Here is a 14,718-nt window from a genome sequence, read left to right as displayed (position 1 = left end):
AAAACGCCCCCGGGCCGGGTGGCCAGGGGGCGTTTCGCTTGGGGTGAGTGACGGGACTTGAACCCGCGACACCTGGGATCACAACCCAGTGCTCTGCCAGCTGAGCTACACCCACCAAGACCGGTCGACCCGGCGGCATGAAGCATACAGTGCCCTACCGCCGGGACTGAAATCGACCCTATTTCCCGGGGTCGGAACCGGCGGCGCGGTCGGCGGCCAGCAGTTCGGCCGCCACGGCCTGCGCCTGCTCGGTCGACGGGCCGGGCTGCGGCACGAACGCCGTCCGCCGGTAGTAGGCCAGCTCCCGGATGGACTCGCGGATGTCCGCCAGCGCCCGGTGCGCCAGGCCCTTCTCCGGCTGCGCGTAGTAGATGCGCGGGTACCAGCGCCGGGCCAGCTCCTTGATCGAGGACACGTCGACCATCCGGTAGTGCAGGTGGGCGTCCAGCTCGGGCATGTCCCGGGCGATGAACCCGCGGTCGGTGGCGATCGAGTTGCCCGCCAGCGGGGCGGTGCGCGGGTCCGGGACCCACTCCTTGATGTAGGCGAGCACCTGCGCCTCGGCGTCGGCCAGCGTCACGGTGGAGCGGCGGACCTCCTCGGTCAGGCCCGACTTGGCGTGCATCGCCATCACGACTTCCGGCATCGAGTCCAGCGCGGTGTCGTCGGCGTGGATCACCACGTCCACGCCTTCGCCGAGCACGTTGAGCTCCGCGTCGGTCACCAGCGCCGCGATCTCGATGAGGGCGTCCTTGCCCAGGTCGAGCCCGGTCATCTCGCAGTCGATCCACACCAAGCGATCCATCACCCGAGCGAGCCTAGTCGTCGGGTCGTCGGACGCCGCGATCGCTTCGAGTGGCGGGACCTACCAATCTCATTACGCTCGCTGCAATGACGGCTCAGAGCGAGATCGCCGCTGGTTACGCCGCGGCGGGCGCGGCCATCGAACTCGGGGCCGTGCTGGTCGACGGCGCGGTCGAGCCCACGGCCCGCGTCCGCGTCCCGCTGGCCACCCTGAACCGGCACGGCCTGGTCGCGGGCGCCACCGGCACCGGCAAGACCAAGACGTTGCAGCTGGTCGCGGAGCAGCTGTCGGCGGCGGGCGTGCCGGTGGTCATGGCGGACGTGAAGGGCGACCTGTCCGGGCTGTCCCGGGAGGGCGCGGCCGACGACCGGATCACCACGCGGGCGGCCGAGACGGGCGACGACTGGCAGCCGGCCGCGTTCCCCGTGCAGTTCCTGTCGCTGGGCACGGGCGGCGCGGGCGTGCCGGTGCGGGCGACGATCACCAGCTTCGGGCCGATCCTGCTGTCGAAGGTGCTGGGCCTCAACGACACGCAGGAGTCGACGCTGGGCCTGGTCTTCCACTGGGCCGACCAGCGCGGCCTGCCCCTGCTGGACCTCAAGGACCTGCGGTCGGTGATCACGCACCTGACCTCCGACGAGGGCAAGGCGGACCTCAAGGGCCTCGGCGGGGTGTCGTCGGCGACGGCGGGGGTGATCCTGCGGTCGCTGGTGAACCTGGAGGCGCAGGGCGGCGACACGTTCTTCGGCGAGCCCGAGCTGGACCCGCGCGACCTGATGCGGGTGTCCTCCGACGGCCGCGGCGTGGTGTCGCTGCTGGAACTGGCGGAGTTGCAGGCGCGGCCGGCGTTGTTCTCGACGTTCCTGATGTGGTTGCTGGCGGAGCTGTTCCAGGAGCTGCCCGAGGAAGGGGACCTGGACAAGCCGAAGCTCGTGTTCTTCTTCGACGAGGCGCACTTGCTGTTCGCGGACGCGTCGAAGGCTTTCCTGGAGCAGATCACGCAGACGGTGAAGCTGATCCGGTCCAAGGGGGTTGGCGTGTTCTTCTGCACGCAGCTGCCGACCGATGTGCCGAACTCCGTGCTGTCGCAGTTGGGTGCTCGGGTGCAGCACGCCTTGCGGGCGTTCACGCCGGAGGACCAGGCGGCGCTGGCGAAGACGGTGAAGACGTACCCGACGTCGGCGCACTACGACTTGGAGAAGGCGTTGACTTCGCTGGGGATCGGGGAGGCGGTGGTGACCGTGCTGAGCGAGAAGGGCGCGCCTACTCCTGTTGCGTGGACCCGACTTCGTCCTCCTCGGTCCTTGATGGACACTGTCGGCGCGGACGCGATCAAGGCGGCGGCTGCGGCGTCCGAACTGCACGGGAAGTACGCCGAGACGGTGGACCGCGAGTCGGCTTACGAGAAGCTGGCGGCGAAGGTCGCGCCTCCCGCCGAAGCGCCTGCCGAGCCGCAGGAAGCCCAGCGGGAGGAGCCCGGCGTGGTGGAGAAGGTGCTGGGCAACTCGGCGGTGAAGTCCTTCCTGCGCTCGGCCGCCAGCGCCTTGGGCCGCGAGATCACCCGCGGCCTCTTCGGCACCGCCCGCAAGCGCCGCTAGTCCACGTGAAAACCACGTGCGCCACACGTCAGACTGTGGTCATGGCTAAGCGGAAGGTAACGCTCCAGTTGGACGAGGAAGTCATCCAGCTGGCCGAGGTCGCGGCTGCGCGCAGGAACACGTCGGTGAGCGCGTTGCTGGCGGAGCAGGTGCGCGCACTTGTCGACGAGAACGAGCGCTACCTGATGGCGAGGATGCGGGCGCTGGATGCGCTGGACAACGCCACCAGTCGCGGTGGGACCACCTGGACCCGGGAGGAGCTGTACGACCGGTGATCGACTCAGCCTCCCGTCACACCGGCTGAGGCGTGAGTGGCTCCGGGGTCTTGCGGCGGACCTTCATGGACAGGAATGCCGCGCCGATGCTCAGTGCTCCGGCCGCGTACCAGGCCGGGTGGTAGTTGCCGAAGTGGTCGCGGGTGAGGCCGGCGGCGGTGGCGGCGATGGCTGCGCCCAACTGGTGCGAGGCGAAGATCCAACCGAAGACGACCGGTGCCGAAGCGCCGAAGACCTCGCGGCACAACGCCACGGTCGGGGGCACGGTGGCGACCCAGTCCAGGCCGTAGAAGATGATGAACACCAGCATGCTCGGGTGCACGGACTCGTGGAACAGTTGCGGCAGCACGAGCAGGGACAGGCCGCGCAGCACGTAGTACGCCGCGAGCAGGATCCGTGAGTCGACGCGGTCGGTGAGCCAGCCGGACAGGATCGTCCCGGCGATGTCGAAGATGCCGACCAGCGCCAGCAGGCCCGCGGCGGTCGTGGTGGGCATGCCGTGGTCGTGGGCGGCGGGGATGAAGTGGGTGCCGACCAGGCCGTTGGTGGTGGCGCCGCAGATCGCGAAACCGCCCGCCAGGAACCAGAACGGGCCGGTGCGGGCCGCCGACGTCAGCGCGCCGATCGCACGGCGGGCCGCGCCGGTCGCCTTCTCCGGCCGGGGCACGACCTCGGTGCCCCCGTAGAGCGGCACGCCCAGGTCCGCCGGGTACTCGCGCAGCAGGAACCACACCAGCGGCACCACGGCCAGCGCCGCCACCGACACCATGATCGACGCCGACCGCCAGCCCGACGACTCCGACAGGTGCGCCACCGCGGGCAGGAACACCAGCTGCCCGGTCGCGCCGCCCGCGGTCAGGACACCGGTCACCAGGCCCCGGTGCTTGATGAACCACCGGCCGGTGATGGTGGCGACGAACGCCAGCGCCATCGACCCCGTGCCCAGCCCGACCAGCACGCCCCAGAACAGCACCAGCTGCCACGCGGTGGTCATGAACACCGTCAGTCCGCTGCCGATCGCCACCATGACCAGCGCGAACGCCACCACCCGCCGCACGCCGAAGCGTTCCATCAGGGCGGCGGCGAACGGCGCGGTCACCCCGAACAGCACCAGGTTCACCGACACGGCCAGGCCGATCAGGCCCGTGGACCAGCCGAACTCCTCCTGGAGCGGTTCGATCAACGCGCCCGGGGTCGCGCGGAAGGCAGCCGCCCCCACGAGTGCCACGAAGGACACCCCGGCAACCACCCAAGCCCAGTTCTGGGTTCTCCCAGTCACGTTCATCCCAGTCACGCGGACAGCTTCCATGATCGGCCGCCCGCACGGAAGTGGCCGAGCAGCCATTGTGTGAAAGAATCCGGCCATGCACCGCCACGAGGTCGCCGTGCTCGCGCTGGACGAGGTCGTGGGCTTCGACCTGGGCACACCGCCGCAGGTCTTCAACGCGGCCCGGGACGAGGACGACCGGCGCTTCTACCGGGTGCGGATCTGCACGCCGGGTGGCCGGCCCGTGCACAGCTCGTCGGGGTTCACGGTCACCCCGGACCACGGCCTGGAGCTGCTCACCGAGGTGGCCACGGTCGTCGTGTCCGGCGTGAACCCCAGCTCCGAGGTGCTCGACGGCGTCGTGGACCCGGAGGTGTGCGCGGCGCTGCGGGCGGCCTCGGCGCGCGGGGCCCGGGTGATGTCGACGTGCACGGGCGCGTTCGTGCTGGCGGCGGCCGGTCTGCTGGACGGGCGCAGGGCCACGACGCACTGGATGCACGCCGACCGGTTCCGCGCGCTGTACCCGCTGGTCGACCTCAACCCGGAGGTCCTCTTCGTGGACGACGGGGACGTGCTGACCTCGGCCGGCGTCGGCTCCGGGATCGACCTGTGCCTGCACGTGGTGCGCGAGGACCACGGGACCGAGATCGCCAACCTCGCCGCGCGGCGCTGTGTCGTGCCCCCGTGGCGGCCCGGTGGTCAGGCGCAGTTCATCGTGCGCCCGGTGCCGGACGTCGCCGACGCCTCCACGGCCCCCGCGCGGGCCTGGGCGCTGGAGCACCTGGCGGACCCGCTGGAACTGCGGGTGCTGGCGGAGCGGGCGCGGATGAGCGTGCGGACGTTCACCCGGCGGTTCCGGGAGGAGACCGGGGTGTCGCCCGGGAAGTGGATCACCGAGCGGCGGGTCGAGCTGGCGCGGCACCTGCTGGAGACGACGGACCTGGGGGTGGACCAGGTGGCGCGGCACTCCGGGTTCGGCACCGGCGCGGCGCTGCGCCAGCAGATGGGCGCCCTGCTGGGGGTGTCGCCCAGCGCCTACCGGTCCACCTTCCGGTCAGCCTGAGTCGCGTTCCAGGAACGGCCGCAGCAGGTCCGGCACGGCCTCGTCGGCCAGGGCCAGGCCATCGGTCTCCGCCACGTCCACCACGGGGTAGGCGCCGTCGCCGGCCGCCGTGGTGGCGGAGATGGTGACCAGGCCCGAGCGGCGTTGGAAGAACGACCGCGAGATCCGCCAGCCGATGATGCCGGTGCGTTGCAGCGCCACGGTTTCCCGGATGAGCGAGCCCTGCCGGGCCAGCAGGTAGCGGTCGGTCAGGGCGTGGCCCAGCGAGCGGTAGCGGTCCCAACCCAGCAGCGCCGACAGCGGGAGCAGGGTCAGGGGAACCCACGCCCACGGCGGTGCCAGGTAGGCCAGGACCGCGGCCACGACCAGCAGCGGCACGACCGCGCGGACCAAGCGGCGGCGCAGTGCGGCCAGGGGGTGGCGGCGCAGGGGTGTCCGGGTCGGCGGGGTCTCCTGGCGCAGGACCAGGCCCGAGACGCGGTGGGCCTCCGTGATGGGGGCCGGCGGGAGCAGGAGGTTGCTCTCGCCCTTGCGGCCCAGACCGGTGGTCACGGTCTTCGCGTGGGCGCCACGACCCGCGCGCAGCAGCAGGGGTTCCTCGACCTCGACACCGCGAAGTCGTTGCTCGGCAACCGAAACGGACCTCGTGGTGAGCAGACCCCGTTGCACGCGAACGGTGTCGTCGGGCTCGCGGGTCAGCCGGTAACCCCAGAACTGCACGAGGTAGACCAGCACCGAGCCGACACCGGCGATCACCACGACCGCGCCGGCGAACAGGGACACCGTCAGCCACAAGGGCTGCTCGACCACCCAGTGCGCGGCCTCGGTGAGCGGGCCGAGCACCTCGACGTCCAGCTCGCGCGCGTAGTTGGTGACCAGGCCGAACAACGCGCCGACCGCGACCAGTCCGGACAGGGTGAGGGGCGCGTAGCGCAGCCAACGGGTGTCCAAAGCGGACAGAACCGTGCCGGGGCGCTCATCCGGCTGGGCGGAGTCGGTGGGGGCGGCGGTGCGGGTGAGGAGGAGGACGCGCAGGCGTTCGGCCTCGGCCGACGACACGGCGTCCAGGGTCAGGCCGTCCTCGCCGGGTTGGTCGCGCTGCCCGGTGCCGACGCGGATCGCGGACAGGCCGAACAGGCGGTGGCCGAGCTTCGCGGTCAGGTCGACGGTCCTGATCCGCTCGCGCGGCACGGCCAAGCGTTTGCGCACGAACAGGCCGGTGTGCAGCTCGACCTGGTCGGCGGTGATCCGGTAGCGGGTGGTGACCCAGCGCAACAGGCCCAGCAGCACGATGGCGACGATGACGCCGACGCTGGCCAGGACGCGCCACGTCTCGCCCCGGCCGAGCACGAGGAGGCCGAGGAAGACCGGGACCAGGTTGATGATCTCGTTGAGGGGGCGGACGACGAGCATCCGCACGTCCAGCCGGTGCCAGTCGACGACCGGGGCCGGGGGTTCCGGGGCCGGCGGGAGGTCGAGCGGGGAGGCCGGGTGGTCCGGGTAGTCCTGCGGCGAGGCCGGGCGGTCGGGCGGCGAGGTGGTCATGTCGCGTCGCCCGGGGTGGCCTGGGTGGTGGTCGTGAGCTCGTCGGCCAGGCGGACGGCCTCGTCGTGGTCCAAGCCCTCGATGTGCACCGGGCCGGCGGCCGACGCCGTGGTCACGGTCACCGTCGACAGGCCCAGGAGCTGCTGCAACGGGCCGCGCTTGGTGTCGACGGTCTGGATGCGGGACACCGGCGCGATGCGCCACTCCTGGTTGAGCCACCCGGCCAGCGTGTAGACCGCGTCCGGCGTGGCCTCCCAGCGGTGCACCCGGTACCGCCACCGCGGCATGACCAGGGTGTGCGCGACACCCACGACCAGGGTCGCGACCACCGCCGTGACCTGCCACGGGCTGCGGCTGAACACCAGCGCGACCAGCTGCGGGACCAGCAGCACCGTCCAGCCGATCACGGCGTGCAGGGTCCAGAGGGTGATCGACTTGCGGCTCACCCTGTGCCGCGGCGCGCGCAGGCGCAGCTGATCGGTGCTCACGAGTCCACTGTGCCCCAAGGCCGGCCCCGCGTGGTCACGGACCCGGCCTCGAGACGTGCCGCGAGGCCGCCGTCGGCTTGTCGCGCCGCCTTTCCCGACGATCACGCTTTTCGATCGGCGGGAAACGCGGCGCGATGAGCCGACTTCCGGGCGGCCGAGCCGCGCGCCGGAGGCGCGCCATCCAACGCCGCTTACGGCTGCACGTACGGCGGCGTGAAGATCTCCGTGGCCGTGCTCGAGCCCTGCACCTCGGCGATCGCCGGCGCGGCGAGCACCGCCCCGAGGCCCGCGCACAGCGCGGCCACGGCGAGGATTCTGCGGATCGCGTTCACAACCATCGTCTAGCTCCGTTCGATCGGTAGCGGCCTGGACTGGAGGGGGTTGGCCGTACGGCCGGCGCGGCGGGGCCGGTTCCGCCTGATCGACCGGCCGCACCCGCACGGCCGGAGGGCGCCCGGCACCGCGGCGCACGGGTCTGGTCCGCGGGGCCCCACTGCCCACCGACCAACCGCATCGCACTACCGCCGCTTCGCCAGGGGACGCAGGGAGAAGCGTCCAAGCGGAGCATGGCACAGAGGTGTCGTGCGGCTCATCACCCAGTTCTGTCGCAGCGGAATAGGCAAATCCCCCAAGCGCGGTGGTGCGTTCGTCGTGAACATCCCACCATTGGCGGCACCGCTCGGCCATCCCGGTCACGACGGAGTCGGGATGTGTTCTCAGCCACTGCCGCCGTCGCCCGCGTCCACCCACCACACGGCCGCGCCCGCGCGGTCCCGCACACCGAGGGTCCGGTAGATCCGCTGGAGGTGGTTCTGCACGGTCTTGGGGGACAGCCCGAGGTCCGCGGCGATGGCGGTGGTGCTCTCGCCGGCGGCGACCCGGCGGAGCACTTCGATGCCCCGTTTGGTCAGGCCCGCGTCCAACGCCCGGGCGATGCGCCGGCTGACCTGTTCGGCGGTGGAGGTGGCGCGCAGCGGCTCCCGCCGGTCCGGTCGGCGGGCCACGGTGGCCTCCCGGCGCGGCTCGAACCGCTGGTGCGCCAACTGCTCGACCAGCCGCGCGGACAGGTCGTGCTCGCGCATCCGCAACAGGTCCCGACCCTCCTGGAGTTCCCACAGCCGGTACTGCTCCAGCTGGGCGCGGGCGTGCCGCAGGGCCGCGTCGAGGCGGCCGGTGCGCTCGTGGGCGGCGCTGAGCGCGCCGTGCGCCCGCACCGCCACCTCGCGGGCCAGGCATCCCATCGCCAGCTCGGCGGCCTGGGCGAGCTGCCGGACCTCGTCGGCGTTGCGACCCCGTGCCCCGTTGACCCGGGCACGGGCCATGAGCAGTTCGGCCTTGAGCGCCGGCCGGTCGTGCCCGGCGAGCAGCTGGTCGGCGCGGCGGCACGCCCGCAGCGCCCGGTCGACGTCGCCGAGGTCCAAGCGGACGTGGGCCAGCAGCAGGATGACCCGGGCCAGGCGGATCGGGTCGTCCAGCGGCTTCCACTTCTCCCGCACCTGGCCGCACAGGGCCTCGGCGCGGCGCAGCTTGCGCAGGCACGGTTCGCCGTCCGAGCTGCACCGCGCGGCGTCGGAGCGGGTCATGCAGTGCTCGTGGTACTGGGTGCGCATGAGCGCGGCCTGCTCGAACAGGATCGAGCCGACCAGTTCGTGGTCGCCGGTCAGCTCGGCCAGGCCCAGCGCCCGGGACAGCGAGTGCATCGAGCGCTCCCGCGAGTCCAGGCGCAGCTCGACCACGGCCTGGGCGTAGCTGCACCACGCCTGGAGCTGGGTGTGGCGGTTGGCGGAGGCGATCTGGCGGATCCGGTCGATGGTGTCCAGCGCGCCGGGCAGCAGGCCGCGCTTGCCCAGCGCGATGGACTGGGTGAGCACGGCGAACGCCACGCCCTCCGCGTCGTCCAGCCACGAGAAGGCGGCCACGGCCTTCTCCGCGGCTTCCATTGCGTCGCCGGGGCGGCCCTCGTCCAGGGCGCGGCGGGCTTCGCGCAGGTTGGCCAGGGCGCCGGCGCGCGGGTCCGCCGGGCGGGCGGCACGCCGGTGCGCCGGGTCCGGGGTCAGGTCGTCCGGGTGGTCGTCCGGGGTGTGGTCGTCCGGGGTGTGGATGGGCACCGCTTCGGGCGTCGCGTCGTTGCGTGGCACGGGAATCATCGGGTTCGCTCGCCCCCCGACGGGCAGGATACTCACTTCAGCTCGCGCTTCAGCACCTTCCCGGTCGCGTTGCGGGGCAGGGCGTCGAGGAACACCACCTCGCGCGGCACCGAGAACTTGGCCAGGTTCTCCCGCACGTGCTCGCGCACGGCCTCGGCGTCCAGCGCGCCGGGCTCGTCGCACACCACGTACGCCGCCAGCCGCTGGCCGAACTGGTTGTCCGGCACGCCCACGACGGCCACCTCGCGCACGCCCTTGAGACCGGCGAGCAGGTCCTCCACCTCGCGCGGGTACACGTTCTCGCCGCCGGAGACGATCATCTCGTCGTCCCGTCCGGCGACGAACAGCAGACCGGAGCCATTGCGGTAGCCGACGTCACCGGTGGACATCAGGCCGTCGCGGACCTCCTTGCCGCTGCCGTTGGTGTAGCCGTCGAACAGCATGTCGTTGGTGACGAAGATCCGGCCGGTCGCGCCCGGCGGCACGGGACGGCCCTCGTCGTCGAGGATCTCCACGCGGGTGCCGTGCGGCGGCAGGCCGGCGGTGTCGGGGTGGCGGGCCAGTTCGTCGGGCCGGGCGATGCTGACCCACGAGACTTCCGTCGACCCGTACAGGTTGTAGAGGACGGGACCGAGCTCCTCCAGGCACCGCTTGGCGACCGGCGGCGGCAGCGCCGAGCCGCTGGACGCCACGACCCGCAGGTGCGGCAGGTGGGCGCGGTGGTCGAGTTCGAGGATGCGTTGCAGCATCACGGGAACGACGAACAAGGCGTCCGCGCGCTGGGTGCGAGCGTCGGCGAGCGTCGTGGCCGGGTCGAACCTGCGCCGCAGCACGAAGGTCGTGCCCAGCACGAGACCGATCTGGAACGCGGCCAGCCCCCAGGTGTGGAACAGCGGCGCGGGCACGACGAACCGGTCGCCCGCCTTGAGCGGGATGCGCGAGAGCAGCGCGGCGGCCGGCATGAGACTGGCCGGTTCGGGCCGCTTGGCGCCCTTGGGCGCGCCGGTGGTGCCCGAGGTGAGCACGATCAGCCGGCCGCGCGGTGGCCGCCGGGGCAGCGGGGTGGCCGGGGAGCCGGCGATGAGCTCGTCGAGCGTGCGGCTCTTGGTGGGGCTGTCCACCCACGCGATGACGCGGCGGACCTTGCGCGGTGCGTTGGCCAGCAGGTCGCGGAACTCGGTGTCCGCCACGACGACCGACACGTCCTGCTCGCGCAGCACGGTCGCGATCTGGCCGGCGCTCAGGCCGGTGTTGAGCAGGACGACGTCCGCGCCGATCTTCACGCACGCGGTGGTGGTCTCGATGAACCCCCGGTGGTTGCGGCACAGCACCGCGACCTTGGTGCCGGCGGTGACGCCGAGGTCGCGCAGGCCGTGCGCCAGGCGGGTGGTGCGCTCGTCGACCTCCTTGTAGGACAACGAACCCAGGTCGTCGACGATCGCCGGCCGGTCCGGGTGACGGGCGGCGCCGATGGCGAACCCGGACGCGATGGTGATGTCCCACTGGAGGTAGGCGTCGAGGACCTTCAGCAGTTTCAGGGGGTTCATCGGCCGCACGACCCCGGCCTTGACCAGGACCAGCAGCGCGCGGGCCGCGCCCGCGACCCGGTTCACCGCAGTGCCCGCAGGGTCAGGCGCGTCACGCCGCCGGCCACGGCGGCCAGCGGTGACGTGCGTTCGCTTCGTTCCGGCATGCGTTCCGGCATCGCGCGGTATCCCAAGTGCACCAACGACCTCATCGTCTTCGGGGCGACCTTCCGGGCCAGTTCGACCAGGACGCCGAGTGGCAGGTTCACTTCCTCGGGGCGGCGTTCGAGCGCGCGCACGACCCACTGTGCCGCACGTTCCGGGGTGGCGGCGGGGAACGCGTCGTACACCTTCGAGGGTCCGATCATCGGCGTGCGCACCAGCGGCATCCGGACCGAGGTGAAGGTGACGCCGTCCGAGACCGTTTCACTGGCCGCGACCCGGCTGAACGCGTCCAGCGCGGATTTCGAGGCGAGGTAGGCGGAGAAGCGCGGGGTGTTGATCTGCACGCCCATGCTGGAGATGTTCACGACGTGCCCGAACCGGCGCTCCCTCATGTGGGGGAGGAGGCCGAGGATCAGGCGCAGCGGGGCGAAGTAGTTCAACGCCATCGTGCGCTCGTAGTCGTGCAGGCGGTCGACGCTGAGGTGCACGGACCGGCGGATCGAGCGGCCCGCGTTGTTGACCAGCATGTCGATGCCGTCGTGGTCGGCCAGCACCCGTTTGAGGAGGGCGTCCACGGCTTCGGCGTCGGTCAGGTCGCACGGGTAGGTGTGCGCGGTGCCGCCGTCCTGGCGGATCTGGTCGGCGACCTGGTCGAGTTCCTCCGCGCGGCGGGCGACGAGCAGGACGGTGGCTTGCTTTTTGGCGACGGCGAGGGCGGTCGCCCGACCGATGCCCGAGGACGCGCCCGTGATCAGGACCGTGCGGCCGGCCAGCCCGTGCTTGCGCGCGGCGCGCAGCGGGTCGAGGTGGTCCTGCCAGTAGCGCCAGAGGACGTCGGCGTAGGTGTGCAGGGGCGGGGGTTCGAGGCCGGTGACGGTTCTGGTGGTCGTGGAGTCGAAGGTGGCGTGGAGGGCGAGGTGGGGGAGGACCTGCGGCGGGATGCCCAGCTCGGTGAGGGTGCCGGTGAGGATCGCGCTGGTCGGGGCGGTGGGGAGGGGGAGGGGCGGCCAGGCGGCGCGGACCTTCGGGGCTCCGGCGGGGGTGGCGAGGGCGTTGTAGACGTCGGTGAGGGAGGTGTTGTCGGAGGTGAGGTGGAACGTGCTGTGGTCCGGGACGTCGGCGTGGATGAGGTGGTCGAGGGCTGTGACGACGTAGTCGACCGGGACGATGTTGGTCGCTCCGAAGTGCGGGGCGATGAGGGGGAGGTGGGTGGGGAGTTTGGCGAGTGCGGCGATGGCGGGGAAGAAGTAGTACGGGCCGTCGACCTTGTCGATCTCGCCGGTGGTGGAGTCGCCGACCACTGCTGATGGGCGGTAGATGCGCCAGGGGGTTGTTTGGTCGGCGCGGATGAGTTTTTCGGCCTCGAACTTGGTGCGGTGGTAGGGGGAGGGGTGGTGCTGGCCGAGGTCGAAGTCGTCCTCGTGGAAGGTGCCGCGGTAGTCGCCGGCTACGGCGATGGAGGAGACGTGGTGCAGGACTGCCTGGTGGGCGCGGGCGAAGTCGAGGATGTGTCGGGTGCCGGTGACGTTGGTTTGGTGCTGGATGTCGTCGGGAGCGGTGAGGTTGTAGATCGCGGCCAGGTGGACGACGTGGTCGATCGGGTGCGTGTGTTTCTCGATGGGGGCGGTGAGGTCGCCTGGGACGACGGTGAGCTTGTCGTGCTTCGCGACCCGGTCCGCCGACTGCGGCCGGACCAGGGCGAACACGTGGTCGCAGTCGGGCCGCGCCAGAAGCCTCTCGACCAGGCGGCGACCGATGAAGCCGGTTGCGCCGGTCACGAAGTAGGTGCTCACGGCTCGATACTGGCACTACCTACCCGCGAGTAGGAAGAGTGCGTGCCGAAAATGTCGGTGGTCGGTGGGAGAATGGTCACCGGGGGGCGGCGGCCGGCCGTTGACCGTTTCCGAAGGCGCTGAGCTGCGGGTTTGGCGTCGGGGCTGGGCGTGCGGCTGCGCTGAGGCGCACGGAAGCGTACGAGATCGGGCAGGGTGCGCAGACCACGGGAACGGCCTGCGCGGCACAGTTCCCGGTGTGTGTTGGTGAGATCCCCGGTCGGCGGGCTCAGTTTTCCGGTGGAACGGACGCGGTGACGACCGCGTCGCGCAGAGCTGCCCGCAGGCGGCCCACTTCCAGAGGGGTCAGGACGGCCGCCTCGCCCGGCGGCACGGTGACCACCACGTGCCCCTGGCTGACGAAGACGGTCATGTCGCGACGACGGGATGCGATGTCGCGGCAGGAGATCTGCCACTCCTTGCCAGTACCCACGGCCCCCATACCTCCTACTTCTCGACACGGGTGCTCGGACCAATCCGGGTGCGCCCGGGGAAGGGACGCACGGGGGTTGGTGCCATGACGGGAAAAATCCCGACGGGCGACCGTGCCGAGCTGTCGATAGCGTCGCATGTGGTCATCACTCCAGTCACCTGGGAGGGTGAAAAATGGCTGAACCGCAACGGATCGTGATAATCGGGTCGGGCCTGACCGGTGCCTCGGCGGCCGGCGCGTTGCGGGAACGGGGCTACGACGGCGACCTCGTCGTGTACGGCCGGGAGCGGCACGAGCCCTATGAGCTGCCCGCTTTGTCCAAGGACGTGCTGCTCGGGAACGCCGAGTGGCCCAACCGGGTGCACGAGGCCGGCTACTACGAGGCGCACGGCGTGGAGCTCCGGTTGGGGGTCGAGGTCGCCGAGGTCCGTGTGCGCGAACGGGTGATCGTGGACTCCGAAGGAGTAACCCGTTCGTACGATCGGGTGCTGCTGGCGACCGGGTCCGTGCCGCGGGTGTTGCCGGTTCCGGGCGGAGACCTCCCAGGTCTGCGGTACCTGCGGACGGTCGAGGACTCGCTCGGGCTCCGCCAGGTGCTGGTGCCGGGGGTCCGGCTCGTGGTCGTCGGCGCCGGGTGGATCGGGTGCGAGGTGGCCGCGGCGGCGCGGGTGCGCGGGGCCGACGTGACCGTCATCGATCCGGTGGACCTGCCGTTGCGGCGGGTGCTCGGTCCGGTGGTGGCGGAGGTGTTCCGCGGGTTGCATGCGGATCGAGGTGTGGTCTGGCGGTTGGGGGTCGGGGTCGACGGGTTCGAGCCGAACGGGGTTCGGTTGGCGGACGGGTCCGTGGTCGAGGGTGACGTGGTTGTGGTGGGGGTCGGGGCGCGGCCGGCTGTCGAGTTGGCGGAGAAGGCTGGGCTGGCGTTGGCTGAAGGGGGTGTCGCGGTGGACTCTGCGCTGCGGACCTCGGTGCCTGACGTTTGCGCGGCTGGGGATATCGCTGCTCATGACCATCCGCGGTATGGACGGCGGGTGCGGGTTGAGCATTGGGCCAACGCCAAGGATCAGGGTGCTCACGTTGCTGGGACGCTGCTTGGGCGTGGGGAGCCGTATGTGGTGGCGCCCTATTTCTTTTCCGATCAGTATGACCTGGGTATGGAGTACCGGGGGCTTGCCGATGCGGAGAAGGATCAGTTGGTGGTGCGGGGGTCGTTGGAGGATCGGGATTTTACGGCGTTTTGGTTGCGGGAGGGGCGGTTGCGGGCGGCTATGAACGTCAACCAGTGGGATGATGGGGTGGCGTTGCAGGCGTTGGTGGATTCGCAGGCGGCGGTGTCGCCGGATCAACTGCGTTCGGCGAATTTGGCGGACCTGGTGTGAGTGGGTGTGGGTAGGAGCGTTTGAGAGCGCGGGGTTCGTTCGAGCTTGCGTGGGTGGAGCGTGTTGCGGTTGGACCCGCGAAGCGTGGGCTTGAGCAGCGGAGGTCCGGTCTAGAGATTAAAAGAGCCTCGCCGGCGGGCAGGCCGCCAAGGATGACACAACTACAAGGGCGGGGGCTTCTTGCTTGTGTCATCC

Annotated in this window: 13 protein-coding genes and 1 tRNA gene; 4 read left to right on the top strand and 10 right to left on the bottom strand. The window is 71.2% G+C overall.

The features are described 5' to 3' along the window. Positions 1-39: 39 nt before the first annotated feature. A tRNA-His gene (locus WBN91_RS24150) sits at positions 40-115 on the bottom strand. Positions 116-178: 63 nt separating this feature from the next. Beyond that, positions 179-805, bottom strand: a complete 627-nt coding sequence (orn, locus tag WBN91_RS24145) for an oligoribonuclease (protein WP_443217787.1) — start codon at positions 803-805, stop codon at positions 179-181. A gap of 86 nt (positions 806-891) precedes the next feature. On the opposite strand from orn, the gene WBN91_RS24140 reads away from it, so the two are divergent. Continuing rightward, positions 892-2,403, top strand: a complete 1,512-nt coding sequence (locus WBN91_RS24140) for a helicase HerA-like domain-containing protein (RefSeq protein ID WP_337726517.1) — start codon at positions 892-894, stop codon at positions 2,401-2,403. A gap of 41 nt (positions 2,404-2,444) precedes the next feature. Beyond that, positions 2,445-2,678 carry a DUF6364 family protein gene (locus WBN91_RS24135; RefSeq protein ID WP_337726516.1) on the top strand — a complete coding sequence of 78 codons (234 nt, stop codon included), beginning with the start codon at positions 2,445-2,447 and terminating at the stop codon, positions 2,676-2,678. A 16-nt stretch (positions 2,679-2,694) separates the two neighbouring features. Here the strand turns inward: WBN91_RS24135 and WBN91_RS24130 are convergent, their stop codons facing one another. Beyond that, complete coding sequence (locus WBN91_RS24130; protein ID WP_337726515.1) at positions 2,695-3,987, bottom strand: MFS transporter; 1,293 nt, start codon at positions 3,985-3,987, stop codon at positions 2,695-2,697. 55 nt (positions 3,988-4,042) lie between these two features. On the opposite strand from WBN91_RS24130, the gene WBN91_RS24125 reads away from it, so the two are divergent. Next, positions 4,043-5,008 carry a GlxA family transcriptional regulator gene (locus WBN91_RS24125; protein WP_337726514.1) on the top strand — a complete coding sequence of 322 codons (966 nt, stop codon included), beginning with the start codon at positions 4,043-4,045 and terminating at the stop codon, positions 5,006-5,008. Here the strand turns inward: WBN91_RS24125 and WBN91_RS24120 are convergent. The 7 genes from WBN91_RS24120 to WBN91_RS24090 form a co-directional block, all read right to left on the bottom strand. Continuing rightward, the gene (locus tag WBN91_RS24120) at positions 5,000-6,553 is read right to left on the bottom strand and encodes a PH domain-containing protein (protein WP_337726513.1); all 1,554 of its coding nucleotides are present in this window, start codon (positions 6,551-6,553) and stop codon (positions 5,000-5,002) included. The genes WBN91_RS24125 and WBN91_RS24120 overlap by 9 nt on opposite strands. Next, on the bottom strand, positions 6,550-7,041 hold the full coding sequence (locus WBN91_RS24115) for a PH domain-containing protein (protein WP_337726512.1): 492 nt from the start codon (positions 7,039-7,041) through the stop codon (positions 6,550-6,552). Before WBN91_RS24115 ends, WBN91_RS24120 begins: the two co-directional genes overlap by 4 nt. A 191-nt stretch (positions 7,042-7,232) precedes the next feature. Further along, complete coding sequence (locus tag WBN91_RS24110) at positions 7,233-7,379, bottom strand: hypothetical protein (protein WP_337726511.1); 147 nt, start codon at positions 7,377-7,379, stop codon at positions 7,233-7,235. 378 nt (positions 7,380-7,757) lie between these two features. Then, on the bottom strand, positions 7,758-9,179 hold the full coding sequence (locus WBN91_RS24105) for a LuxR C-terminal-related transcriptional regulator (RefSeq protein ID WP_337726510.1): 1,422 nt from the start codon (positions 9,177-9,179) through the stop codon (positions 7,758-7,760). Between the two features lie 41 nt (positions 9,180-9,220). Next, entirely contained in the window at positions 9,221-10,801 is a 1,581-nt protein-coding gene (locus tag WBN91_RS24100) for an AMP-binding protein (protein WP_337726509.1), read from the bottom strand. Next, entirely contained in the window at positions 10,798-12,672 is a 1,875-nt protein-coding gene (locus WBN91_RS24095) for an SDR family oxidoreductase (protein WP_337726508.1), read from the bottom strand. Before WBN91_RS24095 ends, WBN91_RS24100 begins: the two co-directional genes overlap by 4 nt. Before the next feature lie 268 nt (positions 12,673-12,940). Further along, positions 12,941-13,153: a hypothetical protein gene (locus tag WBN91_RS24090; RefSeq protein WP_337726507.1), complete on the bottom strand. Its 213-nt coding sequence runs from the start codon at positions 13,151-13,153 to the stop codon at positions 12,941-12,943. A gap of 164 nt (positions 13,154-13,317) precedes the next feature. On the opposite strand from WBN91_RS24090, the gene WBN91_RS24085 reads away from it, so the two are divergent. Next, positions 13,318-14,523: an NAD(P)/FAD-dependent oxidoreductase gene (locus WBN91_RS24085; RefSeq protein ID WP_337726506.1), complete on the top strand. Its 1,206-nt coding sequence runs from the start codon at positions 13,318-13,320 to the stop codon at positions 14,521-14,523. Positions 14,524-14,718 lie beyond the last annotated feature (195 nt).

The sequence above is a fragment of the Saccharothrix sp. CCNWYY140 genome, from assembly GCF_037401995.1.
Taxonomy (GTDB): Bacteria; Actinomycetota; Actinomycetes; order Mycobacteriales; family Pseudonocardiaceae; genus Actinosynnema.
The sequence above is the reverse complement of the archived record's forward strand: the minus strand, read 5'-3'. Positions and strand labels throughout refer to the sequence as shown.